This is a genomic window from Mesorhizobium sp. M0227 (assembly GCF_040321855.1).
Classification (GTDB): Bacteria; Pseudomonadota; Alphaproteobacteria; order Rhizobiales; family Rhizobiaceae; genus Mesorhizobium.
Map to the genome: position 1 here is coordinate 11,665 of NZ_JAMYSJ010000035.1, position 23,381 is coordinate 35,045.

Consider the following 23,381-nt stretch of genomic DNA (forward strand, 5'->3'; position numbering starts at 1 on the left):
TGATCAAGCCCGTTCCACAGATTCGCAAGATGTGATGAACAATGCGGACCGGGCGCAGATACCCAGGCGCCTAAAACAAGGCCCTCTCCAATGGCCCCGCCAGTGTCTCGGCAAAGCCCGTCGCCAGGTGGTGCCTGTCACGAAACGCCAGCTTGCCTGATATGACGACGTGGCAGGTGGTCGGGCCGCAGAATTGGTTGGTGAGGTCGATGTAGCGGGTGTCGGGTACGCTGGTCACCACGGCGCGCTCGGCGGCGGCGGTGCTGTCGTTGGCGGCGTCCGCCCTTGGCGTATCGCAGTGCGGCGAGGGGGCTTCGCGCCACCACAGGGTGCGCGCCACGCAGGAGCCGGCGAAGCTGGCGTTGATCGGCGTGTCGCGGATAACAGCCGTCTCGACACCGGCCCGGCTGAAGGCCTGCAAGGTCGAGCGCAGGCCGGCCTGCCAGCGCGCTACTTCGGCGGTGCGTTCGGCGGCGGGCAGGTCGCGGGTCAGATTGCCGATGGAAAATTCGGAGATCACCACCAGGCGCGGCTTGCGGCGGATGATCTCTGATATGGCCTGCTCGCGCCAGGCGTCGCATTCGGTGTAGTCGCGCTTCAGCACGGTGTTGAAGGTGGAGAGCCGCGAGGCGCGGCACGATGATTTAAGATAGGTGATGACCTTTGTGTCGTTGCGCTTGGCCGCCTCGATCAGCGGCGTCGACCACTGGTCGGCGTGCGAATCGCCGAACAGCACGATGGTGCGGGTGGCATCGGCCGGGCCGAACATGCAGGGTTTCGGCGTCACCGTTTGGAAGTCGGCCAGGCAGTTCTTGTCGACGGCCCGCGCGATGGAAGGTCTTTCGACCGCCTGCTCGATGCCGCGCTGCTCGGGGCCGATATTGCGCGTGGCCAGATGCGCGTTGGCATAGGCGACCGCCACGCCGGTGCCGGTCAGCATCAGCGCGGGAACCAGCACAAGGCCGGGAAAAGCGCGAAGCGGTTTTGCGTCTGGAATGACCCTGGGAAAGGCGCGGGCGCCCACCGCCATCCAGGCGCCGCGCCGCGCCGGGTCTTCGATCAAATGATAGGTGAGCACCGACAGCGCGAGCGCCAGCACGCCACAGCCAAGGCGCTGCGGCACGGAAAGGTCCGGCGCCAGCATCCCGGCATAGACGATGACCGGCCAATGCCAGAGATAGAGCGAATAGGAGAGCGTGCCGATCCATTGCAAGGGCGGCAGGGACAAAGCGGTAGCCGGGCCAAGGGCTTGCCAGCCGGTCCGTCTATTGGTCTGCGGCCCGCCGACGCCGCTCAGCAGCACCAGCACGGTGCCGGCCACCGGCAGCAACGCGTACCAGCCGGGGAAGGGCAGGTCCTCGCTCAACAGGAGATAGGCCGTCGCGATCAGCGCCAGGCCGAGCCAGCCAAGTGCGGCCCGCAGCCAGATGCGGTGCTGCAGCAAAGCCATGGGGACCAGCGTCGCCAGGCCGCCGGCAGCGAACTCCCAGGCGCGCAGCGGCGAGAAATAGAAGGCCCAGGCGGGTGCTGCGCTGGTCAGCCACTGGCAGGCGGCTAAGGAGGCAAGGCCGGCAACGCCGATCACGGCTGCGGCCGTTCGCCGGCCCGGCCGCAGCCAAGCGGCCAGCAGAAGCAGTGCCGGCCAGGCCAGATAGAACTGCTCCTCCACCGACAACGACCAGAAGTGGATGAAGGGATTGCTGGTGGCGTCGGCGGCGAAATAGTCGAACGACCAGCGCAGCAGCCACAGATTGATGGCATAGGCGGAGGCGAACATGGCGCCGCGCGAATAGAGCGCCTGCTCCTGCGGCGCCAGGATGAAGTAGCCGGCGGCCAGCGTAACCAGGATGACGAACAAAGCTGCCGGCAGAAGCCGCCGCGCGCGCCTGGCATAGAAGCGCCAAAGGTCGAGCCGGCCGGTCTCGCCGATCTCCTGCATGAGGTGGGTTGTTATCAGCCAGCCCGAGATGACGAAGAAGATGTCGACGCCGGCAAAGCCGCCGGGGAGCGAGGTGAGGCCGAAATGGTAGGCGACGACACCGCCGACAGCGAGCGCGCGCAATCCTTGTATGTCCGACCGGAACGATGCTGCCACGACGGCTCCTTCGTGCAAGGCCCAGCCCCTGCGCAACGTCGGCCGGGCAGGCTGATATCGCAATGCAACAAATTTATCGCAGTGCAACATAAAACAATTTTGTCGCAGTGCAACATAGCAGGAATGGAAATGGGCCGGCGCGCCGGCCGGGCTTGATCGTTGCGTGGCGGGCTTGGCCGCGCGCCCTGCGGCAGACGCAAAACAGCCCCGCGAAGGGGCTGTTTCTCATCGGTTCGCTGGATTGCTACTTGCTGCCGCCGTTCGCTTTCACGCTGCTGCAGAATTCCGGATGGCTGTTGGCCGCAGTGGCGTCCTTCGCCTCGTCCTCGCAGGCCTTCATCATCGCGGTCTGGTCGTCCGGCGTAAGGGCCTTCCAGGCCTTCACGAAGTCGTCCTCGCCGACCATCGTCTTCCTGCTGGAGTCCGTGTAGAAGGGCTGCATCTTGGCCGGATCGTCGAGAGCCGACGTGCCGGTATCGCTTGCGGCAAGCGCGGAGCCGGCAACCATCGAGAGCGTCATCGCGCCGAAACAGATCATCTTGATGTTCATGGTGTACTCCTCCTGTTGCTTTGGGATCGTCGAAGCAACGATCAGTTGGAAAACGACAGGTTTGGGTGAAAGTTCCGGCTTTTTTTGCGCAAAAATCCCGAAACGAAGAAAAATATAGTCGAAAAACTTGAAACTTTCCCGATTTTTCCCGTAGAAAGCGAGTTTAGCGGGTCTCTCGTGCAAGACTGACCACCAGCCGATCGACGCTGGGGTCGTCGAGACTGACGATATGGGCCATCAGCATCGCTCGCCTCATGCTGATCCTGGTGACGTCCTGCCGCATGATGACCGACACAAAGGCCGGCCCCGATCCGGTGAGGACGATCGCCCTGCCGACCAGAACCGGTTCGGAGATGGGAGCCCACTGTACGGTCATGATCGAGGGCTCGCTTGTCTGGCGGCGGTTGATGCCTGTGAAATAGATCCAGTTCAGGCGCGAGATCGCCACGCCGTAATGGTTGCCGGGTATTCTCGAACCACCCTGGCCACCGCCCGGAGCCCAGCGCGTCACCCGCCTGAAGGTGACGAGATCGGTCTCACGCCGCACGAAGGTGACCGAGCGCATCAAAAAATCGGGTCGGCCGGGGATCGAAAAATAGGTGAAATAGGTGCCTCCGGCGATGGCGGGCGACGGCGGCCGCACCATGTTCTCGTACAGTGCCTCGCGCAACGTTGCATTGCTGTCGCCCTTGGCTGCCGCGGCGGCCGGCTCACGATACAACTCATCCTCGTCGATCTTGAAATAGTCGCAGATCAGCCTGGCGGTGGCTTTGTTGGGAACCGCCTTGCCTTGCAGATAGCGCTCGAACTGGGTGCGGTTGATGCCAAGCTCACGGCACACCGCGCTGACGGAAGCGTAGCGTTGGACCAGCCGCCTGAGATTGGCGGCGAGATTCTCGCGGATTGGCACGACATCTCCCCGACAGACGTACGGACCAGTATTCAAGCGATAGCTTATATACACTTGCATGACGTAGCGAGGGTGCGAAGATGGACCTTTGTCCAATAGGGCGAGGATCCCGTGGGCGCGTAGACTGTACGATTTTGACAGTCCGGCTATGCAAGCCCCGCAAATGGGCGTATTTCGGTGGCAAGAGCGACCTCAGATCGGCCTCTCGACATCCTGCAATGGAGGGCGGTTTGGATCATACCGGCCTGGTCGAGCTTCTGGACTACACACAAGCGCAATTGACGAAGATCCGCCAGGCGGTCGCGGCAAGCGAGCACGCCGGTGCCATGTTCACCATCGACTGCCTTGTCGGAGCGGCGGCCGAGCAGACGAAGTGCAAGCTTGCAAGTCTGGAGCATGCCGGCTTGCCGGTCGGCAGGGATGGGCCGATTGGCCGAGGCGCATTTGAAGGCGGTGCGGCGCTGCCCGGCAAAGCGACATCGGGCAAGCCGGATGCCGGCGGCGACCGCTCCTGATCAGGGCGCGCCGATCTCGCCGATCAGCCTTGCATATTCGGCCTCGGCTTCGCCGTAACTGCCATTGGCAAGTTCCAGCAGCCCGGCGCGGTCACGAATGACGATCTCGCCCCGACGCGAGCGGATCAGCGCGCGGCCTTCGAGCAATTGAAGGGCAACGGTGACGCCTGGCCGCCTGACACCAAGCATGATGGCCAGGAATTCGTGCGTGATGGCGAGATGTTCGCCCGGCACGCGGTCGTCGCACATGAGCAGCCATCGCGCCAGCCGCTCCTCGAGCTTCAGCCGCGCGTTGACGAGCGCGGTGCAGCCGGCCTGGGTTTGTAGCGCGTTGATGAAGCGCAGCAGGAACATGCGCATGGTCGCACTTGCCGCCAATGCTGCCTTGAATGCGCCGGCTTCGATGCGGATCGCCTCGCCTTCGAGTTGTACATAACAGGCATGCGGCGCACGGTCGTCGCCCATCACCAGGGAGTATCCCGTCATGCCTTCGAAGCCGATGAAGCCCACTTCGGCCTCTTGGCCGCTCGCCGTGCTGGCGACCACCGAACCGATGCCCTGTTCGATGAAGTAGACGGCCTCGATCGGAATATTCGGGGTCACAAGCATCATGCGTAGCGGCAAGTCGCAGCGCTGCATGTGCGGCTCGAGCAACGCCAGATCATCCGCAGGCATGCGTCGCAGCAGTTGGTTTCGGTATTGATGATTTTTGTTGGGATCAGACATGGCGTGGCCCAATGCAGGGCAAGAGCCATCCAATCTCCCAGCCGTCCGTGCCCGTAAAAACGTGCGGACGATCGCCTATGTATAGGGGCGCAGAACGAATAAAGCTATGAATGCGATGTGAAATTCGAAGCACGGCGCCCCCCAACGCCCGTTCGCATATGAAAAGATCGGCCTGAATGTTAGTGTCGGAAACGTACCAAGCGCCACTTGGTACAAAACCGACATATATCTTGAGAGCGTCGGATCACGGTGAGGGCCAATAAAATCCGCCGGCTAATGACAAAGCGCCATGTCGCGCTGGGCCTGAGAACCGTTCGGCAGACCGGCGGGAGAATTGTACGATCTTACTGTGATGAGGCCGATATTGACTCTTGCTCAGTCCGATTTCATTTTTTGACCGACAGCGTCAAGGAAGTGGTCGCTGCTCCGAAAGGGGCTTCTTATGCCGAGCCTTCATAAGCGCAATCCCGGTTTCCATCCTTCCGATCTGCAGCTGTGCCAGCGCGTCTTCGATCGGGTCTGCCTGGAGCGCAAACTTGACCGCGTGTCGGGGGAGTCGGACGTACAGCGGCTGGCAGCCACAGTGTTTTCGCTGTTTCAGAATGGCTGCCGCAATGAAGGCGAGTTGCTCGAAAGTTTCAGGCGGACCCGCCAATGACCAAGGCCAGGATCACGTCCGCGACACCGGCAGCCAAAAACGAACCTTACGACGCTGCGATCTTCGCCCGGAAATACGGCATGTCGCGGAAGGCCGCGGAGGTCGTGCTGTCCGCGAACGGACCGTCCAGAACGGCTTGTGACGCTGCCGCGCGCTCTTTTATGGAAGCGGTTGCCCGCAGAGCGAAGAGCAGCCATGAACACTGAAGTTGCGAGCGACTGTCGTTTCGCCGCCGACCCGCAGGCGCGTCCAATGCTGCCTTTATTGGACGCCGCGAGGCGTCAGCCTGTCGGCCCTGTCGGACCTGTCACTCCTGAAGCGGCTTGCTGCGCCGTCACGGCAGAGAGTTTCTGCCGTTTGAGCAGAATCGGTTTTTCATAGATCTTCTTCATGTTCATGGCTTCCCTCCGCAAAATTCGATTGCGGGAGCGTCGTCGCCGGCCGCGCTCTTGTCAAGCCGACCTTGTCGAGGGTCGGCCGACCGGGACGAAAATCCACGCTTCAATTCCTGTCGGCCGGCTTGGAACGCATGCGCGAAACCGTCTCGCGCTCGGCGCGCTTGGAGCGCAGCGGCGGCAGGCCGCGGTCGATCAGGTCCATGTCCTCCAGCACCATATCGCCCATGCGCTTGAAGGCGATGTCGAGCGCGCCGGCACGGTGAGCCGAGCGCAGGAAGCCGGGCAGGGTGCGCACCGGATGGTCCCGCGCCAGCGGTTCTTCGGGGAAAACGTCGCTGGCGGCGACGATGTGGCCGCTCTTCACCGCCGCCATCAGCGCCGGGAAGTCGACCACGCCGGCGCGGCTGAGCAGGATGAAGGCGGCGCCCTTGCGCATGCCGGCAAAGGCGTCGGCACCGAGAAAACCCTGGTTCTCGCTGGTCACCGACGCAACGACGAAGATGAAGTCGCTGGTCGACAGCACCTCGTCGAGAGAGGCCGGCTCGACGCCATTGTCGATGAGGATGGATGGCGGCAGCCAGGGATCGAAGACTTTGGTGCGGGTGCGGAAACCCGACAGCAGCCGGTTGAGCGCCCGGCCGAGATCGCCGAAACCGATGATGCCGACATCGGCGCCGGACAAGAGCCGCGCCGTCTGGTTGCCGTCGCCGCCCCACAGTTCCTGTCCCTGGCGGAAAGCGAGATCGGCATCGACGATGTCGCGGGCGAGGTTGAGCGCCATGGCAAGGCCAAGCTCCGCGACCGGCTCGGCGAACACCAGGCCGGTGGTGACGACATGGATGCCGCGCGCGAACAAGGTCTCGTAGGGCATGTTGTTGATGAGGTTGGTCTCGACATTGAAGACGCAGCGCAGCGCCTTCATCCGGTCGAGCGTTTCGGGCGATATGGGCGGCTGGCCGATGATATAGCGCGCCTCGGCCAGCACGTCGGCCGGCAGTTTCGCGACGCCGTCAGCGGTCGTCTCGACAATGCGATAATGCGCCTTGAGCCGCGCCAGCTGCCGGGCTGTGAAGATCAGGTCGAGCGTGCGTGGTTCCGGCGCACTGATAACCAGCGGCAAGGCGCTGTTGGACATGACTATTCCCTCTGTTCCCGATGGCCAAAATACCTTGGATGAAACGATTTACAACATCGCGCGGGGAGGCAAGGAGAGCGCGATTGGCGCTGGGATGAGGTGCCCTGTCGGAGCCGATATGTGCCGCAATGCAACAGTGAAGAATCGTTTGACTACGATGGCGCGGAAACGACGTAAGGACCAGTAATGACACAATTGACACGGGGCAGGGAATTGGTTCTGCTGGCACCGTACTAATTTGGACGGCACTTTACAGTGAAGAAATACGAGAAACCAACATTGCAGAAGCGCGACAGGCTTTCGGGCGTCACGGCCCAGACTGCCCCATCGACACCTCCGCCGATCCTCAGTGATTGATTGGCGCCTGATGCATTCGCCTGACAAGGGCAATCAATAGCAGCAATCGATAGGGCGCGACTGGTCGCGCCCTATCGCATATTGGCCACGGGCGCCCGCCGCTGCCCCAGATGCCGGACCTTGCGGCCGATGATCATCAGCTGGCGCGCGGTGTTGTTGCGCAGGCGCCTTGCGCGCCATTCCAGTCCGGTGCCGGCGGTGATCGACTTGGCATAGTAACTCACCCGCATGCCATCCTCATCGGCAGCCACCTTGACCGGGTCGTCATAGAAAGCGTTGATCTTGTCAGCCGCCATGCCTGGTGTTTCGAGCCATCGTGGAATGTGAACCGAATGGAGCTGATCGACGTCGGTCATCACGCGGCCGATGCCGACGCCCGGTGTTGGACACGTCGTGCAGAAGGCATCGCCGATGAAGATGACCCCGTCGCGGCGATGGCCTTGCGTGGTGCTCAGGCTGATCTGCCTGACCTCGACAGGACTTGCGACTTCGAAGTTGCCACATCGCGCTGCTATTTCGGGCATCAGCTCGCAGAGCATCTTTTGCGGCTCCTGGCGAAACGCCCGCGTCCACGCTTCGGCCACATTGCGATAGAGGAACATGTTCGCCCGCATCTTGTCGCCGAGGGGAAAGATGCTGATGTAGGCGATACGGTCGGCAGCCCGCCTGCTGTAGCAGGTGACGGACTGATGACCGAAATTACGCGGCGAGATGGCGAGGTCGAATCCCATGGACAGTGAATGCGCCTTCGATTGCTCGATACGCTCGACCCCGACGGCGCGCCGCACCGCCTCGCCGTGGCCGGTTGCCACCACCAGCAGGCGGGCATCGATGACGGCGCCGTCGGCCAGCACAAGCCGCTGCCGGTCCGGTCCAGTCGAGACTTCGGTTACCTTGCCGACCGTCAGCGGCACTTGCGCAGGCAAGGCATCGCGCAGGCCATTGATCAGCGCGCCGTAGGAGAATGTGAATTCAGCCTTCTTCTCATGCGCGAAAAACTGGCCGAGGCGAAAGACATGCGTGTCGGTCGTCGAGGTGACGAGACGCTTGAGTGTCGCATCGAGGCCGAGCTTTTCGAACAGCAGCATCTGATCCATGCCGATCTTCTCGGCCCGGAACTCCTCGTGGTGGACGCGGTGCGGATCGATCAGCGCCACCTTGCGCCCGGCTTTTCCCAACAGCATGGCTAAGGTGGTCCCAGCCATTCCGGCACCGACGATCGCCACATCGACTTCGGCCGGGCAGGCCTCTGAGATACTCATTCTGCTGCCCTTTCTGGTGGCAACTGCACGTTCACAATCTCCGGTAGAAAATATCTTCCGGACCTGAATCAACCGCAAGCAACCGGAGCGCGTGCCTGGTAGTAACCAATGTTTAGGTTAATCGCGGGCCCGCTGCTTCCAGCGCGGTGCGATCGCCGAGCCATCGATGAACTCAAAGCCGCCAGCCTCGTTGAGCGTGTGAAGTTTACGCCCACTCCATAGCGCACCTGGATGCAAGATGTTTTCAACGACCTGCTCCATGCCGATCAAATCAAGGTGAGAAATGCGTGCGATGCCAAGCGCCGCGCCATAGCTCCTGCGGCAGTCCTGGACCGGGCGCAGCAGGTCGTTGCCGCGCCTGACCATGCGGCCGGCCGGCCGCGCCGAGGCGATGTCGATCAGCACGGGATTTTTGGGATGCGGCGCCCAGGGGCCGCGAAAATCCGGCGCCGACCACAGATGCAGCGTGTCGGAGAAGGCGCCGCCGCCATCGCGGACGGTGGCGAACAGCCACCAGGCGCCGCCATGCTCGACAAGCGTGGCGTCGCTGGCCACGACACCGGACAGAAGCGTCGCCTCCTTGACCCATCCGCCGGGAAAGGCGGTGGCCCGGTAGAGATCGACGGTGCCGTTGGCGCAGCTTTCCGGCACCATCCAGACCTCGCCGTCGCGCTCGAAGACGAAGGGGTAGGAGAGATGGTAGGGCAGATCCAGCACCGGTTCAGGCCTTCCGAGCGGGCCTGCCGGGCCGAAGGGCACGGCGGAGATGATGGCTTTGCCGAGCTGGTGAATATAGTCCTCGACGAACAGGGTCAGCTGGCCCTGGTAGAGGATGGGAAACGGATCGGCGTAGAAGCGGCTGCCATCGTCCGGCAGCTCTTGCCAACCCGACGCCGGATGCGCACGCAGGTCGAACAGATCGGAACCCCCGGTTTGCCGCCAGCCGACCTTCCAATGCGGCGCGTTGTAGCAAAGGTGATAGATCTTCTGGACGATCCGCCGCGCCAGCGCCTTGCCGGCTCTGACCCCAAGCTTGCCGGCCGAGGGCATTGGCGGCGGGCTGCCTGCCTGCGCCGGCTCTGGCAGATCGGGCACCGACTTTGCCGCGCCTGACATGGCAGCGACGATCAGGCTTGCTGTGCGCGCCAGCATATCCTGGAAGGACGCCAGCGCGATGCCGCCATATTCTGTGCCCAGACGCCCGGCGGCGATCGCAACGCCGTTCTCCTCGATGCGGGCAAGCGGCGTGCGGCCGGCGAGGGTCAGGGCCAGCAAGGCCGCTTCCCCGCTGGCGCCGTCATAGGTGACGCGCCAGACCCGTGTGCTTTCCAGCCTGACATCGCCGCAGAGATCGACGACCAGGTCGGGCGAAGCGGGGGACCGCCGATAGGGCGCGAGCGCCGAAAGCGGCACACGCTTGGCTAGTCCATCATGGGCCAGTCCATCATGGGCCAGTCCGTGTATCGCCGTTTCGAGTTGAAACAGGGCCGCGGCGCTGCGCGGAATGCCGCCGCCCGCCGGCCTGACATCGACGGACAGTTCGACGTCGCCGAGCGCGGCAAGGCGCTCCAGCAGCGTGAGATGAAAGGCGCGGACGCAGTCGCCGTCCAGGCGTAGACTTATCTGCATGGTGGAGGTCCGAAAAGGCGGTGCCCGGCCTTGCCGGCCAGGCCGGTCCGGTCAAATTGTAACCCCATCTGCATTCGTCTCCGCTCGCTGCGTAGCCAACACCTCGATATGTATATTTTTAAGCAAACCGCGTGCCAAAATTCACGTCACCTCTCAACATAATTAACAATGTTTTAACAGTTGGAGGAATAGCTAGGTTATCGCCGCAAACTGATCTTGCCGGCATATGGAGTATTGTCGGAGGCAGCCATGCAATCATCCCTGCCCATGGTTCCTCAGCAACACTCTCCGGATGCGGCACGCGCGGGATCATACGCAGCTTCGACTGTCGAACTGGGCGACCTGAAGCGCATCCTGGTGCGCCGCCGGTTCTGGATCTTCGGCACTGTCGCGCTGCTGACGCTGGTCGCCCTTCTCTACGGTCTTTTTACGCCGGCGCTCTACAGCTCGGCGGCGGAAATCCTCATCGATCCGCAGGACCTGCAGGTGGTCACCAACGACGTCAATCCCAGCCGTATCTCACCCGATGGCGGCATCACGCAGGTCGAGAGCCAGGTCAGCGTGGTCCAGTCGACAGGCGTGCTGATGCGGGCGATCGCGGCGACAAACCTGACGCAGGATCCGGAATTCAACGGGCAGGGCTTGCTGTCGCGCCTGCTCGGTTCGGCATCGGCCGAAGGCGACAGGTCGGTGCAGACACTCGACGCGCTGCGCCGGCGCCTGGCGGTGAAGCGGGCCGACAAGGTCCTGGTCCTCGACGTCATCGTCACCGCCAAGAGCGCCGACAAGGCCGCCCTCCTGGCCAACGCCATCGCGCAGGCCTACCTGGTCGACCAGGCGAGCGCGCGCGCGAAAATGGCCAGGGACGCCTCCGAGTCGATCACCGCCCGGCTGGACGAGCAGCGCAAGCGTGTCCAGCAGGCCGAGAATGCCGTCGAGGCCTACAAGTCCGCCAACAACATGGTGATGGCGGCAGGCAATCTGGTCAGCGACCAGGAACTGACCGAGATCAACACGCAGCTTGCGGCGGCGCAGAGCCGCACCGCGGCGCTGAAGGCGCAGGTCGACCAGATGCGCCGCCAGAGCGGCACGGCGGACGCAACCTCGGAGGCGATGCGCTCGGCGGTGATCTCGAGCCTGCGGGCGCAAGAGGCGACGCTGGTCGACCAGGTCTCGCAGCTCGGCACGGAGCTGGGGCCTCGTCATCCTTCGCTGATCGCCGCCCAGCAGCAGCTGCGCGACACGCGCCAGCTGATCGCGCGCGAACTCGGCCGCATCGCCACCGCCACCGAGACGGACTACGAACGGGCGCTGGCCAACCAGCAGGCGCTGGAAGCCAAGGTCGCCGGCATGAAGAGCAAGTCGCTCGACACCGACCAGGCCTCGGTGCGGCTGCGCGAATTGCAGCGCGATCTCGAGGCGCTGCGTTCCGTCTACTCGAACTATCTCCAGCGCGCCCAGGAGACGCGCGAGCAGATCAATGTCGACAGCACCAATGCGCGCATCATCTCCAACGCCATGCCCGCCTTGAAGAAGAGCTGGCCGCCTTTGCCGCTGCTGTTGCTGGGCGCGATATTCGGCGGCCTTGGGCTCGGCACCGGTCTGGCGTTGATCGCCGAATATTCCTCGCCGACGGTGCTTTCCAGCGCGCAGATGCAGTCGGCCATCGACGCGCCGGTGCTGGGCGTGGTGCCGGCAAAGTCGGGCACTGGCCGGCGCTGGTGGCCTTTCGGCGGGGCGCGCGCCGTCGCCTCCAGCCAGAAGACCGACGCCGTCGTCGGCCTTGCACTGAGGCGCATGTTCAGTTCGGGCCAGCGTCCGGCGGACTGGCCGCTGGTGCCTTCCATCCTGGTGACATCGTCGCCGGGCGAGGGCGCGCAGCGCAGCCGGGTGGCGCGGCTGCTGGCCGATGCCGCGGCGTCCAGGGGCAGCCGTGTGCTGTTCATCGATGCCAATGCCGGCGGCGGCGACCAGAAGGATCGGCAGCCGGGAATCCTCGATGTGCTGCGCGGCGAGTATGCCTTCGAGGCCGTCAGCCATTACGCCGCCGGCAGCAATGTTGCCGTGCTGGGCAGGGGCCGCTCAAAGGCGGTCTTCCAGGAAGCGCATGGCATCTATTTTGCGCAGCAGATGCTGGCGCGGGCCAGCCGGAGCTTCGAGCTTGTCGTCATCGACGGCGGCGCGCTGGCCGACAATCTCAATGCCTCGCCGCTGGTCGCCATGGCCGACGAGATCGTACTCGTCGCCACGCTGAACGCCACCCCGATGCGCGACGTCACGACGACCGCGCAGGCGGTTTCCGTGATGGGGCGGTTGCCAACGGCCGCCTTGCTGGTCGACGAGGCCGCCTGATATGGCGGCCAGTTGGAGCGCAAGCGCTTCGAACCATGGTGTTGCCGCACCCCGCGCCGGCACGTCGCTCGATGCGCTGACGCGCTTCGGACTGATCGCGGCGGTAGCGGTGCTGTTCAGCATCTCGGGCGGCATGCTGTGGCTGGTCGGCTACAATTATGATGGCCTGTTCGGCAACCCGGCGACCAAGATCCACCCGTCCACCTATCTCATCGTGCTGCTGCTTGCCTGGCGCTCCTGCACCTTCGGCAATCCGGTCGGCTATCTAGTGCATGTCGCCGATAGGCGTCCGGCCAGCGCGCTGATGGCCGCCATATCGATCGTGCTTCTGTTCGTCGTCATCGCAAGGCAGCGGCCCGGCATGGCCGGCATGATCGATACGTTCGTGGCCGCGGCACTTCTGGTCCTGATGCTCAGCGAGGACGACGAACGGACCTTCGCCGGGCTGCAGACCGTCGTTCACGTGGTCATGACGGCGAATGCGCTGCTTGCCCTTTTCGAGTTCGCCACCAAGACGCTTATCTTCCCCTATCGCCTGGACGGCGTGGCGTTTACCACCGATCTGCGCTCGAGCGCGCTGCAGGGGCATCCGCTTGCCAATGCCATGGTGACGTCGATCTATGTGCTTGCGCTGCTCTCCGGTGCCAGATCCCTGTCGGTGCCTGTGCGGATAGGGTTGATCGGCCTGCAATGCGCGGCACTCGTCGCCTTCGGCGGCCGCACGGCGATGGTGACGACGGTGGTGCTAGGCGGCTGCTACCTGCTTTTTCAGGGCACCACCAAATTGCGCCAGGGCCGCGTCAATCTCTTGGGTGCGGCACTCGGCTTCATGCTTGCCGCACTGCTGCCGGTCGTCATCATAGTGGCGGCATATCTGGGCTTTTTCGACGCGCTGCTGGAGCGCTTCGTGTCGGACAGCGGAAGCGCCAATGCCCGCGTCGAGATGTTCGAGCTTTTCAAGCACCTGGAATTGCGCGATCTGATCGTGGGGCCGGATGTCGAGCTGATCGACAGCCTGCGCCGCATCAACGGTCTCGAACAGGGCATCGAGAACCCGATCATCCGCACGGTCCTCTATCAGGGCGCCTTCTTCACCCTTTTGCTGACGTTCGGCTTCGTGCTGTTCCTGTTCGAGGTGGCGCGCCGCTGCCATGCCGGCATCTGGCTGCCGATGCTGGGCTGGGTCATCCTGATCAACACTTCGGAAAGCGTCGCGTCGAAGACGACGCTGCTGACCAAGTTCGTGGTGCTGGCATTGGTGCTTTACCGGCCGGCGCGGGCAGCTTTCAGACCGGTCAGTCCACCGGCATGGTCAGGCCAAGCGCCGCGATGATATCAGGGTCCACCGCCCGGGTGGTATCGTCCATCATGCCCATGCCGTCGAAGAGATCCCACAGTGCCCAGGCGAAGCCGAGTTCCTCGGCGCTCCGCCTGACATCGGCGATGTAGCGCCCGCGATCCGGGTTGGGCGCGGCGACATAGCGGGCGTCGGTGCGCAGCGCGCCGAACTCGCCCATGATGATGCGTTCCGGCGCAAGGCCGTGGCCGTCGGCCCAGTCGCGAACCTGGCGAAGATATTTGTCGACAAACCAGCGGTCGGGCCGGGCGTCGAAATAGACTTTCAGCACACGCTCGGTCTCGGCATAGGCTGCCTGCTTGGCGTCTTCAGGGGTTTCGGTGTCCTGCGCCATGCGCGCCCTGACCGATGCCAGCGTCTGCTCCAGCGAGCCGGCGGATGCCGGCCACGGCACATTGTTGAGCGACCGGTAGACGGGCTCGCGCATCCAGGGCGCGCCCTGATGGCTGAACAGATAGGGCTCATAGAAGTGAAAGGTGAACAGGATCGGTTCGAAGGGCGACAGCGGTGCCGGATCGAGCGCGGTCAGTCCGCTCACCATCGAGCCGCAGCCTCCGGTGACGACCAGCGGCAGGGTCGCTGCCGATGCCCTTGCCGCCGTCAGAAGCGCGAGCTGAATTTGCAACCAGACGTTCGACGCGCAGGCCTGCGCCGGCTCGTTGACCGGCTCGAGCGCCACCCTGCCGGGCTGGAACCGCGCCAGCCTGCCGGCAAGCTCGCCGACCAGCCCGCGGTAGAGATCGAAGGCGGGCGCCGCGGTGCTGGAGACCATGCGGTCGGGGTTCCAATAATGGGTGGCGGCATTGGCCTGGATGTTGACGATGATGCCGAGACCGGCGTGGAGGGTGGCCGTGACAGCCGCGTCCAGCATGTCCAGCAACCGGCCGCGCGTGGTGGCGTCGGCGGCCAGGAAAGGGCCGGGATCAACAGGCAGACGGATGAAATCGAGCCCGGTCCTGCGCAGCCGACGCAGGTCGTCCGGGGTCGGCACCGGCCGTTGCGACTGGAAGGGCGGCCAGTCATAGTCGGTGCGCGGAGCGGGAAATTCGCGCGTCAGCGAGAACCAGGGCCAGGCGTTGACGCCGCGCCGAAATCGCGGCCCGGCGGCTGCGCGAGCGATTGGTGCGATCGGGAGCGAGCCGAGAGCCGCCGCGGTGGACAGCGCCGTCCGCAGCACCCGCCGGCGCGACCAGCCTGTCATACGGTTCCTGGCGATGCGTGATCCATCGCGGTGGTCTTGGCGGCGGTCATGCCGAGCAAATGATAGGCCTCATTTTCATATGCAAGCAGGACATCGTCCCAGCGAAAGGCTTCGCGGGCGCGCGCCCTGGCGGCAACGCCGCAGGCCTTGACCAGGGCATCATCGTCCAGCGCCTGCTGCATCCGCTTGGCGCAACTGTCCTTGTCGGTGAAGTAGATCGCCGCAGCCCCGGCGGTCCATCTGTTGTAGGGATTGTCGTGGGCGATCACCATGTTGCCGGCCGCCAGCGCCTCGACCAGCGAGGGGTTGGTGCCGCCGACCGTGTGGCCATGCAGATAGGCGCGGGCGTGGTATCTGAGCGCCTTGACCGTCGCCTGGTCGTAGATGGCGCCCGGCAGGACCACCGAGCCATTCGCCGCCTTGCGGATGGCGGCATGATAGGGGATGTCGTCGGACAGCGTTCCCAGCACCACCAGCTTCATGTCGCGCTTGGCGGAGCAAAAAGCTTCGACGATCGGCAGGATGTTGTTGTCGGGTTCGATGCGGGCGATCGAGACCAGATAGCGCCCGGGCTCGAGGCCGAGCGCCCGGACCGGCGCCTCGGGCGCTGATGTCACCGGATCGGCGCCATAGGCGATGGTGGCGATGGCGCTGCGCGGCCGGCGTGTCGCCAGGTGATCTGCGATGGCGGGATGATCGGCGACCAGCCGATGCGAGGCCCATGCGCCGATCCATTCGTTGAGCCAGAACCAGGTTCGCGCCGCCATTCCCCATTTTGGGCGGCGCCACTCGATGCCGTCCATGTTGGTGAAGATCTTGCGTCGTTTCAGCCTGAGCCAGGTCAGGAAGACCGCGCCATTGTAGCCGAGCACCAGGCAAACACCCGGTTGCCGGGCGGCGTTGCGGGCGCATTGCCAGTCGAATTCCAGCGTCGCGCGCGGTCCCTTGGAGGCGACCTGGATGTGAATGAGCTCGATGCCGCGCCAGGTTTCGCTGCGCACCCTCTGGTCGATCCGCTCGACCTCATCTTGGCAATAGACGCCAACTTTCCAACCGCGCCCGACAAGAAACAGCGCCAGTTTTTCGGCAAAGGTTTCAAAGCCGCCATGGGCCGCGGGTATGCCGCGGGTCCCCAGGATCAGAATGGCGGGCGTTTCTGGTTTCATGGCCGGCGGCACTTTCACATGTCTCATATATTAGATATTGCTTAATTTATAATGAGCAGATGGCAACTTCCGTGCCACCTCCCGATTTCAGTATCTTGCAAGGGATCATCGCGCGGGGTTGTAAAAAAACGGTGTTGAAGCCGATGGTTGTTTCATTCTCGGTCAACCCTTCTGTGCGTAGCTGTATCGAAACGAAGCAATGCCTGGGGCGTACGGCCGGCAGTCGGGCGTATCGAACCGATAGTCGGACATATCAACCGATAGTCGGACGTATCGAACCAGGCATGATTCTTGCGGACGGGCTTTTGCCACAATCGCTCAGCGCGATGGTTGTAGCACCCGGCGGGATATAAAGATGCGGATTGCCTGCGTTCATCAGGGTTATGAACTCTATGGTTCTGACCGCAGCTTCGCGGAGAGCGTTGCCGCGTTGCGCGCCGCGTTTCCGTCGGCCGACATCGAAGTGGTTTTGCCGCGTAGCGGGCCGATCGTGCGGATTCTGGAAGCGCATGCCAGCCGGATCGTCTTCGAACCGCTCTGGGTGCTGAGGCGCCAGGCCATTGCGCGCCTTGCGACCGTCGAGATGGCGCGATTGCCGGTTGCCGTGTTCAGGGCGTGGCGGCGCCTCAAGGATTGCGACCTCGTCTATGTCAACACCTCGATCGTGGCCGACTACGCGCTGGCCGCACGCCTTCTTCCCCATAAGGCCGTCCTGCACATCCATGAAATCCCCGAAGGCGCCATGCGCAGGGTACTTGTCGGCCTGATGCGCTGGAGCCACGCGGATCTGATCTTCAATTCACACGCGACACGCGCCGCGTTTGGTGATCCCAAGGCGGCGCGTGCGTATGTCGTCTACAACGGTGTTGCCGGGCCGGCGGCGGTCGAACCGATGACATATGACGGCAAGCGTCCATTGCGGGTGCTGCTGCTTGGCCGTATCAACCGGATCAAGGGGCAGGAAATCCTGCTGGAGGCGATCGCCTCGATGCCGGCGGAACTCCAGGCGAGGATCGAGGTGCGGCTGGTCGGCGGCGCCTTCGAAAGCACCGAGCGCGAGCATGCGCTTGCCGAACTGGTCGAAACCATGGGGCTTACCGGGCGCGTCAGAGTCCTGCCTTTCATTCCCGACCCCTCTGAGCATTATCGATGGGCCGATATCGTCACCGTGCCGTCGCGGCGTCCGGAATCGCTGGGCCGCGTCGCCATCGAGGCGATGGCTTACGGCCGGCCGCCGCTTGTTTCGGCGATCGGCGGGCTGGTGGAAGTGGTCAGCGACGGGGAGACCGGCTGGCATGTCCCGCCCGGCGACGCAGCAGCCCTTGGCGCGAAATTGCAGGAGATCATCCTCGCCCCTGAGGCCTGGCGCGGGTTTGTCGCTGCCGGGCGCGCGCGCTACGAGGCGATCTTCAGCGAGCCGGTCGCGGCCGCGGCGATCACCGCGATCGCCGTCGACAAGCTGAATACGACCATCGCGCGGCCGGGCAGGGTGCCTGCCGCCCGCGAAGCGGAGACGCGGCCGTGAAGTTAGCGTTTCCGAGCCATCTGGTTCGACGCCTCGTGCTGATGATCGGGGGCGAGGCGATGCAGAGCGGCTTTCATTTTGCCCTCAACATCATGCTGTTGCACATGCTGTCGGCGCAGGGCTACGGCCTCTTCGCCATCGGCATGGTGATGGGCGGTGTCGGCCTGTCCTATATCAGGTCGCTCACCGCCGTTCCCGCCAGCATCTGGATGAGCAAGAGCACCAACAGCGCCGGCGTCGACACCTATGACGTGGCGTTCGGAACGGCGGCGCTGATCGTGGCTTTGCTGATGGCCGTCGGCACGGCAGTCCTGATGCATGTTCTTGGCGATCCAAGCGGAATTGCCGCCGGCTGCTTCGTCGGTGCCTGGTCGTTGCGCAGCCATATGCGCACGGCTTTCTTCGCACGGCGCCAGCAAGTTGTCGTCTCCGTCAGCGATGGCGCTTTTACAGTCGCCGGCTGTGTCCTGACCGGGCTGTCGATATGGTTGGTCCAAGACCCGCTGCAGACCGTGTTCTATGCACTAGCCGCGGCAAATGTGTTCGGCATTTTCGTCCTGGTCCGGCTGGCTCGGCGCTCGCTTCGCATCAGCTTCCGCATGCCGACGCGGCGACGCTATGTCAGACTCTGGCCCCAGCTGCGCTGGTCGGCATTCAGCGCGACCACCACCAACATCCAGGGTCAATGTCTGGCGCTGCTGGTCGCCGGCATTGCCGGTCCTGCCGCCTACGCACCTCTGGCGGCGGTTCTGGTGCTGTTTGCTCCGCTGCGCATCATCAGCCTTGCGTTCGTCAACATGACGCAGCCGGATCTCGCCAGGCTGATGCGGAACAACGAAACAGGCCGTGTCTGGACGCAGGCCAAGATCTGGGCGCTCGTCATGGGGCTCGGCGGCCTTGCTTATGGATGTGCGATCATGTTCGTCCTGCCGATGATAAAATCCCAGGCTCTCCAAGACGCTTCGACCTGGTTCATCGGACTTTTCGTGATCGCGAATTTCGTCCCTATCATGCTCTATATCATGCCCCGCATCGTGCTTGAAATACTCGGCGATTTTCGGATCGTCGCGTTCATCACCACGGGCGGCGCGGTCGTCGGCCTGGCGCTGATCGCGGCCCTGCTGGCAATCGCGTCTCCGCCGTGGGCGTTGTTGGGTTCCGCGGTCTCCGAGATGTTCGTGCTCGTGGCATCGTGGTATTTCGCGCATCACCGCATGTGGAATATCGAGCATCCCGATGAGGCGCGCGACAGCCGGTTGGGCGCGTGGCGGCGCACGCTGCCGTTCGCTACGGCAAAGCGATAGGAAAAAACATGGCAGTCCAGGCGGTGCAAATTGCTGCGGTGGCCGGCTCGCCCGATGGCCAGTCCTCCCATCCGGCCACCGTCGTCGCCATCGATGCCTACACGGCGCGGCTCCACACCAGCCTGGAAGCGGTGAGGCCGCTCTGGCTGCGCCTCCAGACGGACGGTGTGTGCACCGCCCACCAGAATTATGCCTGGGCCGAGGGGATCGTTGCGCGGCTGATGCCGCAAGGTGCGGAACTGCTCATCGTGGAGGTAAACGATGCCGTCACGGGTGCGCCGCGAATGCTGGTGCCGCTGATACGGCGACCGGCCTTCCGCCATCGGGTGATCGAATGGCTGAGCTGTGGCGTTTGCGACTATTCGGCACCGCTGCTGGCCGATGCCAGCCCGTGGACGACGCAATCGGCGCAGGCCGCGTGGGCCGCGGTGCGTTCCGTGCTGCCGCCGGCGGACCGCATCCAGATCACGGGAATTCCGCAATCGATCAGCGGCGTCGCCAATCCGCTGGCCTTGCTCGCGGCCACGCGCGATTCCCTGCATACCAGCTTCGGTCTCGCCATCGACGGCGACCCGGAAACCGTCCTCAAGCGCCTATGCCGGCCATCCTTCGTCAAGGCCTTCAACAAGGACTGGCGCCGCCTCGAACGGCTTGGCGACGTGGAACTGGTCGAAGCCGACACACCGGCCCTGGTGGAGGTCATCTTCGGCGGCCTCGTCCGGATGCGGCTCAGCCGCTTTCGCGAACTGGGCCGCTTCGACCTGCTGACGCAGGCGACGGTTGTCGACTTCTATCGAAACGCCGCTCTCGAGGGCCTGTCTGATGGGTCGGTGCGGCTCTTCGGGTTGCGTGTGGGTGAAGCTCTGATCGCAGTCCAATACCTGCTGATCCATCAAGTCACCGTTCATGCTCTGCTGATCTCAATCGATCAGGGCGCGGTGCCCAATGTCTCGCCGGGACTTCTGATCATGGGCAAGTTGATGAGCTGGGCGCGCGGGCGCGATTTCAATTATTTCGACCTGTCGGTAGGCAACCAGAGTTATAAGGAACATATGGGTGCCTTGGGCTCGGGCCTGCGCGAGCTTTGCCACGGGATTACGGTGCGAGGCAGCGCCGTGAGCGCAGCCATCGAGATCCGCAACCGGGCCGAGGTGTTCGTGCGCTCCAAACCTCGGCTGCTGAAGAGGCTCCAGGGACTGATGCGGGGTTTGCGGCGCCTGCGTGGGGGATCAGAATGACGGGAGAAGCATGTGGCAAGCTACGCGGTGGGAACGACTCCGATAGGGGATTTGCCGGTGGGCCATTTTCCCCGACTGTCGCCAACGTTGATGCAACCGCGCACTTCACGGCTCGGCTGCACACCAGCTTCGACACCGTAAGGCTGCTATGGCTGCTCCTTGAAGCTCACGGCGTCTGCACTGCCCACCAGCATTATGCCTGGGTCGAAGGAATCGCCGCACGGCTGATGCCCAAAGACGCGGATCTGGTCCTCGTCGAGGTGAGTGACGCCGTGACCGGCGCGCCGGCCATGCTGCTGCCGCTGATGCGGCGCCGGGCTCTCGGCCACCACGTGATCGAATGGCTGAGCTGCCGCGTGTGCGACTACGCGGTGCCGCTGCTGGCGGATGGGAGAGCGTGGACCAGGCAGAGTGCCGACGCCATGTGGGCAGCGGTCCGTGCCGTGCTGCCATCGACGGATCGCATCCATATCGCGGGAATTCCGCAGCAGGTCCACGGCGTGGCCAATCCGCTGGCATTGCTTTCGGTGGCGCGCGACTCCATCCAGGTCACCTCCGGCCTCGTCCTGCATGGCGACCCGGAGACGCTCATCAAGCGAATCTGCAAGCCGTCCTTTGCCAAGGCCTTCCGCAAGCATTGCCGCGGCTTCGAACAGCTTGGTGGCCTCGCTCTGGTCGAGGCCGATACGCCTGACCTGACCGAGGAGCTCCTGGATGCACTGCTGGAACTGCGGCTCAAGCGTTTTCGTGAGCTCGGGCGTTTCGACCTCCTGACGCAGGCCCCGGTCGTCGATTTCTACCGCGCCGCGGCGCTGCAAGGCCTGTCCAACGGATCGGTGCGGCTCTTCGGACTACGCGTCGGTGAAGCTTGGCTTGCCTCCATCTATGTGCTGGTGAGAAAAGGCACACTTCACGCCCTCCTGCTCGGCATCGACCAGAATGCGGTCGCCAATGTCTCACCCGGCCTGACGACGATGGGCAAGCTGATGGTGTGGGGATGCGAGCGGGGCTTCGACTATTTCGACCTGTCGGTCGGCGGCCAGGGCTACAAGCAACATATCGGTGCCTCGAGCTCGGTACTGGCCGAGATCTGCGAACCGGTGACGGTGCGGGGCAGAGCTGCGAACGCAGCCATTTTGCTGCGCAGCCGGGTCGAAGGCATGACGCGGTCGCGTCCCCGGCTGCTCAAGGCCGTCCAGGGCCTGACGCGCCGCTTGCGGCGATTGAAGGACTGAGTACGAGCGTTTGCCGACGACCGATGTAAAGAGGCACCAAGGCCGGCAAGCTTGTTGACTGGGTTGGTTGGCTCTATATCTGAAAGCGCCGCTTGCCGTTCAGAAATGAGTGTCCTCGGCAGATTTTTTAAGTTGGCGTTTTCGGCAGATCATATCGATGGATGCAAGTTTAGGAGATGGGATTCGTTCCATCCTCATTATTCAAACGAAGTACATTGGAGATGTCGTTCTGACATCTGCTTTGGTTCGCAATCTGCGTCTTTCTTATCCGCAAGCATCGGTGACCATGCTTTGTGCGCCGGGTCTCAAGCAGTTCATCGTCGCGCAAGGGATCGCCGATGTTGCCGTTGGCTTTGAATCCCGTGGCAGAGGAAGGACTCTGCTCAAGCGTTTGAGCGACTATCGTGGCGTCATCTCTGATCTGCGGCGTCGGAAATTCGATCTTAGCATCGACCTCACCGATTCAAAAACCTCGCGGATCATGCATCGTTTGATCGGGGCTCCACTTCGCGTCGGCTTCGATCCTTCCGAGCATCCGATGAAGTTCTGGGAAACCCAGCTTGCAAACGTGCTCGCCGCGACCTTCGGACATGGCGGACCGCATTATCTCTACAGGAACCTGTCTCCACTCAGCGCCCTCGGATTGGATTATCAGGACCCAACGCCTCGGCTGCAACCGACCAGGACTGCCCAGGAAGAGTGTGCCAGGCTTCTTGCGGAAAACGCTTTGGCGAAGAAGTCCTATGTGGCCGTGCATGCCGGCGCGAGGTTTGAAGGCCGTTGCTGGCCGCCGCAACATTTTGCTGCGGTCATCGATGAGGTATACGCCAAAACCGGGCTGCGATCCCTGCTCGTTGGTGGGCCGGATGAAGGGCTTGCCGCGCAAAGGATCCTTGAAGTGGCAGCATCGCCGGTCGCAAGTGTCGTCGGAAAAGCCTCGCTTGAGGTCTTGACAGCATTGTTGGCCGAAGCGTCGATCTTTCTTGGCAATGAGAGCGGCCCGATGCACATCGCGGCCTCTGTCGGAACTCCAGCGGTGGGGCTGTACGGTCTGACGTCGCCTGAGCAATGGGGCCCATTCGGTGTCCCCAACCGGACGCTCCAGCCGCCCATGCCTTGCCCATGCATCGCTCCAGGTTTGTGTAAAGAAAACAACGCCGGTGGGGTCTATTGCGTCCAGCGGCTCCAGGTTGCCGATGTTGCGGCGGGGACACTCGATCTCATCGGCACGGAAGTTCAAAAATCTGCTCATTCGGGCACGCCGGCCGCGTAGCAGAGCGGCAGCGACGGACGATAGTTTTGGCGGCGTGGTGGTGCACAGTTCATCTTCGTGTGCTTCACGTCTTGATTCAGGCCAAGGCCCAAGCATATTCAAAAGATTGGTAAATTTAACCGGGCCGCATCCTGCGCTGTCCGCGAAATTGACAGGACGGCGCGTCTCCGCCATCCTTGACCCCAGTCGTCAGGCTGCCGGCAGCGGCCGCGTTGTGTGTCTGGGGCGACCGAGGGCAGTGTCATGTTCAGTCCCGTCACAGGTCAGAATTCCAAGCGCGCCGCGGTGCGCAAGGCGCTCGATCGTCACAAGGTCTACATCACCGCGCAGCGTTTTTCGGCAGACACCTACCAGGCCCGGGTTCTGGTCGACGGCGAGGCCTATTGGGTCGACGAATTCCGGCTGAGCCAGTTGCAGCAAGGACTGTCGCCGGCGGAGCTCGAGTTGACGCCGGCTGCTGACGATTGAGCGCGACTGGCTTGTTCCTGACATCCG

21 protein-coding genes are annotated in these 23,381 nt (G+C 63.5%); 11 read left to right on the forward strand and 10 right to left on the reverse strand.

What is annotated here, in order from left to right; all coding sequences use genetic code 11:
* Positions 1–70: 70 nt before the first annotated feature.
* From NKJ00_RS28925 to NKJ00_RS28935, 3 genes are all read right to left on the reverse strand, one after another.
* On the reverse strand, positions 71–2,095 hold the full coding sequence (locus NKJ00_RS28925) for an acyltransferase family protein (protein ID WP_352632165.1): 2,025 nt from the start codon (positions 2,093–2,095) through the stop codon (positions 71–73).
* Between the two features lie 244 nt (positions 2,096–2,339).
* Positions 2,340–2,645 carry a hypothetical protein gene (locus NKJ00_RS28930; RefSeq protein ID WP_352632167.1) on the reverse strand — a complete coding sequence of 102 codons (306 nt, stop codon included), beginning with the start codon at positions 2,643–2,645 and terminating at the stop codon, positions 2,340–2,342.
* 163 nt (positions 2,646–2,808) lie between these two features.
* Positions 2,809–3,555 carry a helix-turn-helix domain-containing protein gene (locus NKJ00_RS28935; protein ID WP_352632169.1) on the reverse strand — a complete coding sequence of 249 codons (747 nt, stop codon included), beginning with the start codon at positions 3,553–3,555 and terminating at the stop codon, positions 2,809–2,811.
* A gap of 230 nt (positions 3,556–3,785) precedes the next feature.
* Between NKJ00_RS28935 and NKJ00_RS28940 the strand changes: the two genes are divergently transcribed.
* On the forward strand, positions 3,786–4,070 hold the full coding sequence (locus NKJ00_RS28940) for a hypothetical protein (protein WP_128305546.1): 285 nt from the start codon (positions 3,786–3,788) through the stop codon (positions 4,068–4,070).
* On the opposite strand, the gene NKJ00_RS28945 is transcribed toward NKJ00_RS28940, so the two are convergent.
* Positions 4,071–4,796: a Crp/Fnr family transcriptional regulator gene (locus NKJ00_RS28945; protein WP_031213618.1), complete on the reverse strand. Its 726-nt coding sequence runs from the start codon at positions 4,794–4,796 to the stop codon at positions 4,071–4,073.
* Positions 4,797–5,238: 442 nt separating this feature from the next.
* On the opposite strand from NKJ00_RS28945, the gene NKJ00_RS28950 reads away from it, so the two are divergent.
* A complete protein-coding gene (locus NKJ00_RS28950) occupies positions 5,239–5,454 on the forward strand; it encodes a hypothetical protein (RefSeq protein WP_023813301.1) in 216 nt (71 codons plus the stop codon).
* Complete coding sequence (locus NKJ00_RS28955) at positions 5,451–5,660, forward strand: hypothetical protein (protein ID WP_023813302.1); 210 nt, start codon at positions 5,451–5,453, stop codon at positions 5,658–5,660. The genes NKJ00_RS28950 and NKJ00_RS28955 overlap by 4 nt, the downstream gene beginning before the upstream one ends.
* Positions 5,661–5,735: 75 nt before the next feature.
* Here the strand turns inward: NKJ00_RS28955 and NKJ00_RS28960 are convergent, their stop codons facing one another.
* The 4 genes from NKJ00_RS28960 to NKJ00_RS28975 all read right to left on the reverse strand — a co-directional run bounded on the left by NKJ00_RS28960 (position 5,736) and on the right by NKJ00_RS28975 (position 10,235).
* The gene (locus tag NKJ00_RS28960) at positions 5,736–5,852 is read right to left on the reverse strand and encodes a putative RiPP precursor (RefSeq protein ID WP_352632172.1); all 117 of its coding nucleotides are present in this window, start codon (positions 5,850–5,852) and stop codon (positions 5,736–5,738) included.
* Between the two features lie 103 nt (positions 5,853–5,955).
* A complete protein-coding gene (locus NKJ00_RS28965; protein ID WP_128305549.1) occupies positions 5,956–6,987 on the reverse strand; it encodes a hydroxyacid dehydrogenase in 1,032 nt (343 codons plus the stop codon).
* Positions 6,988–7,415: 428 nt separating this feature from the next.
* Positions 7,416–8,606 carry an FAD-dependent oxidoreductase gene (locus tag NKJ00_RS28970; protein ID WP_352632174.1) on the reverse strand — a complete coding sequence of 397 codons (1,191 nt, stop codon included), beginning with the start codon at positions 8,604–8,606 and terminating at the stop codon, positions 7,416–7,418.
* A gap of 117 nt (positions 8,607–8,723) precedes the next feature.
* Positions 8,724–10,235, reverse strand: a complete 1,512-nt coding sequence (locus NKJ00_RS28975; protein WP_352611061.1) for a glucosamine inositolphosphorylceramide transferase family protein — start codon at positions 10,233–10,235, stop codon at positions 8,724–8,726.
* Between the two features lie 249 nt (positions 10,236–10,484).
* On the opposite strand from NKJ00_RS28975, the gene NKJ00_RS28980 reads away from it, so the two are divergent.
* Together NKJ00_RS28980 and NKJ00_RS28985 are read left to right on the forward strand one after the other, a co-directional pair.
* Entirely contained in the window at positions 10,485–12,587 is a 2,103-nt protein-coding gene (locus NKJ00_RS28980; protein ID WP_352632176.1) for a GumC family protein, read from the forward strand.
* Position 12,588: 1 nt separating this feature from the next.
* Positions 12,589–13,920, forward strand: coding sequence for a VpsF family polysaccharide biosynthesis protein (locus NKJ00_RS28985; protein ID WP_352632178.1), 1,332 nt, complete (start codon positions 12,589–12,591; stop codon positions 13,918–13,920).
* Here the strand turns inward: NKJ00_RS28985 and NKJ00_RS28990 are convergent.
* Complete coding sequence (locus NKJ00_RS28990) at positions 13,883–15,145, reverse strand: glycoside hydrolase family 5 protein (protein ID WP_352632180.1); 1,263 nt, start codon at positions 15,143–15,145, stop codon at positions 13,883–13,885. The genes NKJ00_RS28985 and NKJ00_RS28990 overlap by 38 nt on opposite strands.
* Positions 15,142–16,311, reverse strand: coding sequence for a DUF1972 domain-containing protein (locus tag NKJ00_RS28995; RefSeq protein ID WP_164893068.1), 1,170 nt, complete (start codon positions 16,309–16,311; stop codon positions 15,142–15,144). Before NKJ00_RS28995 ends, NKJ00_RS28990 begins: the two co-directional genes overlap by 4 nt.
* Before the next feature lie 355 nt (positions 16,312–16,666).
* On the opposite strand from NKJ00_RS28995, the gene NKJ00_RS29000 reads away from it, so the two are divergent.
* The 6 genes from NKJ00_RS29000 to NKJ00_RS29025 all read left to right on the forward strand — a co-directional run bounded on the left by NKJ00_RS29000 (position 16,667) and on the right by NKJ00_RS29025 (position 23,354).
* Entirely contained in the window at positions 16,667–17,836 is a 1,170-nt protein-coding gene (locus NKJ00_RS29000; protein WP_352632182.1) for a glycosyltransferase, read from the forward strand.
* Complete coding sequence (locus NKJ00_RS29005) at positions 17,833–19,140, forward strand: MATE family efflux transporter (RefSeq protein WP_352632184.1); 1,308 nt, start codon at positions 17,833–17,835, stop codon at positions 19,138–19,140. The genes NKJ00_RS29000 and NKJ00_RS29005 overlap by 4 nt, the downstream gene beginning before the upstream one ends.
* 8 nt (positions 19,141–19,148) lie before the next feature.
* The gene (locus NKJ00_RS29010; RefSeq protein WP_128305557.1) at positions 19,149–20,378 is read left to right on the forward strand and encodes a GNAT family N-acetyltransferase; all 1,230 of its coding nucleotides are present in this window, start codon (positions 19,149–19,151) and stop codon (positions 20,376–20,378) included.
* A 227-nt stretch (positions 20,379–20,605) separates the two neighbouring features.
* The gene (locus NKJ00_RS29015; protein ID WP_352632186.1) at positions 20,606–21,613 is read left to right on the forward strand and encodes a GNAT family N-acetyltransferase; all 1,008 of its coding nucleotides are present in this window, start codon (positions 20,606–20,608) and stop codon (positions 21,611–21,613) included.
* Between the two features lie 109 nt (positions 21,614–21,722).
* A complete protein-coding gene (locus NKJ00_RS29020; RefSeq protein ID WP_352632188.1) occupies positions 21,723–22,886 on the forward strand; it encodes a glycosyltransferase family 9 protein in 1,164 nt (387 codons plus the stop codon).
* 243 nt (positions 22,887–23,129) lie between these two features.
* Positions 23,130–23,354 carry a hypothetical protein gene (locus NKJ00_RS29025; protein WP_352632190.1) on the forward strand — a complete coding sequence of 75 codons (225 nt, stop codon included), beginning with the start codon at positions 23,130–23,132 and terminating at the stop codon, positions 23,352–23,354.
* Positions 23,355–23,381: the final 27 nt, after the last annotated feature.

Coding starts and splice junctions, on each gene's coding strand:
- NKJ00_RS28980 (WP_352632176.1), top strand. CDS start 10,485: ATGCAATCATCCCTGCCCATGGTTCCTCAGCAACACTCTCCGGATGCG.
- NKJ00_RS29015 (WP_352632186.1), top strand. CDS start 20,606: ATGCCCAAAGACGCGGATCTGGTCCTCGTCGAGGTGAGTGACGCCGTG.
- NKJ00_RS29000 (WP_352632182.1), top strand. CDS start 16,667: ATGCGGATTGCCTGCGTTCATCAGGGTTATGAACTCTATGGTTCTGAC.
- NKJ00_RS28970 (WP_352632174.1), bottom strand. CDS start 8,606: ATGAGTATCTCAGAGGCCTGCCCGGCCGAAGTCGATGTGGCGATCGTC.
- NKJ00_RS29010 (WP_128305557.1), top strand. CDS start 19,149: ATGGCAGTCCAGGCGGTGCAAATTGCTGCGGTGGCCGGCTCGCCCGAT.
- NKJ00_RS28985 (WP_352632178.1), top strand. CDS start 12,589: ATGGCGGCCAGTTGGAGCGCAAGCGCTTCGAACCATGGTGTTGCCGCA.
- NKJ00_RS28960 (WP_352632172.1), bottom strand. CDS start 5,852: ATGAACATGAAGAAGATCTATGAAAAACCGATTCTGCTCAAACGGCAG.
- NKJ00_RS28945 (WP_031213618.1), bottom strand. CDS start 4,796: ATGTCTGATCCCAACAAAAATCATCAATACCGAAACCAACTGCTGCGA.
- NKJ00_RS28975 (WP_352611061.1), bottom strand. CDS start 10,235: ATGCAGATAAGTCTACGCCTGGACGGCGACTGCGTCCGCGCCTTTCAT.
- NKJ00_RS29025 (WP_352632190.1), top strand. CDS start 23,130: ATGTTCAGTCCCGTCACAGGTCAGAATTCCAAGCGCGCCGCGGTGCGC.
- NKJ00_RS28930 (WP_352632167.1), bottom strand. CDS start 2,645: ATGAACATCAAGATGATCTGTTTCGGCGCGATGACGCTCTCGATGGTT.
- NKJ00_RS28995 (WP_164893068.1), bottom strand. CDS start 16,311: ATGAAACCAGAAACGCCCGCCATTCTGATCCTGGGGACCCGCGGCATA.
- NKJ00_RS28950 (WP_023813301.1), top strand. CDS start 5,239: ATGCCGAGCCTTCATAAGCGCAATCCCGGTTTCCATCCTTCCGATCTG.
- NKJ00_RS28965 (WP_128305549.1), bottom strand. CDS start 6,987: ATGTCCAACAGCGCCTTGCCGCTGGTTATCAGTGCGCCGGAACCACGC.
- NKJ00_RS28990 (WP_352632180.1), bottom strand. CDS start 15,145: ATGACAGGCTGGTCGCGCCGGCGGGTGCTGCGGACGGCGCTGTCCACC.
- NKJ00_RS28955 (WP_023813302.1), top strand. CDS start 5,451: ATGACCAAGGCCAGGATCACGTCCGCGACACCGGCAGCCAAAAACGAA.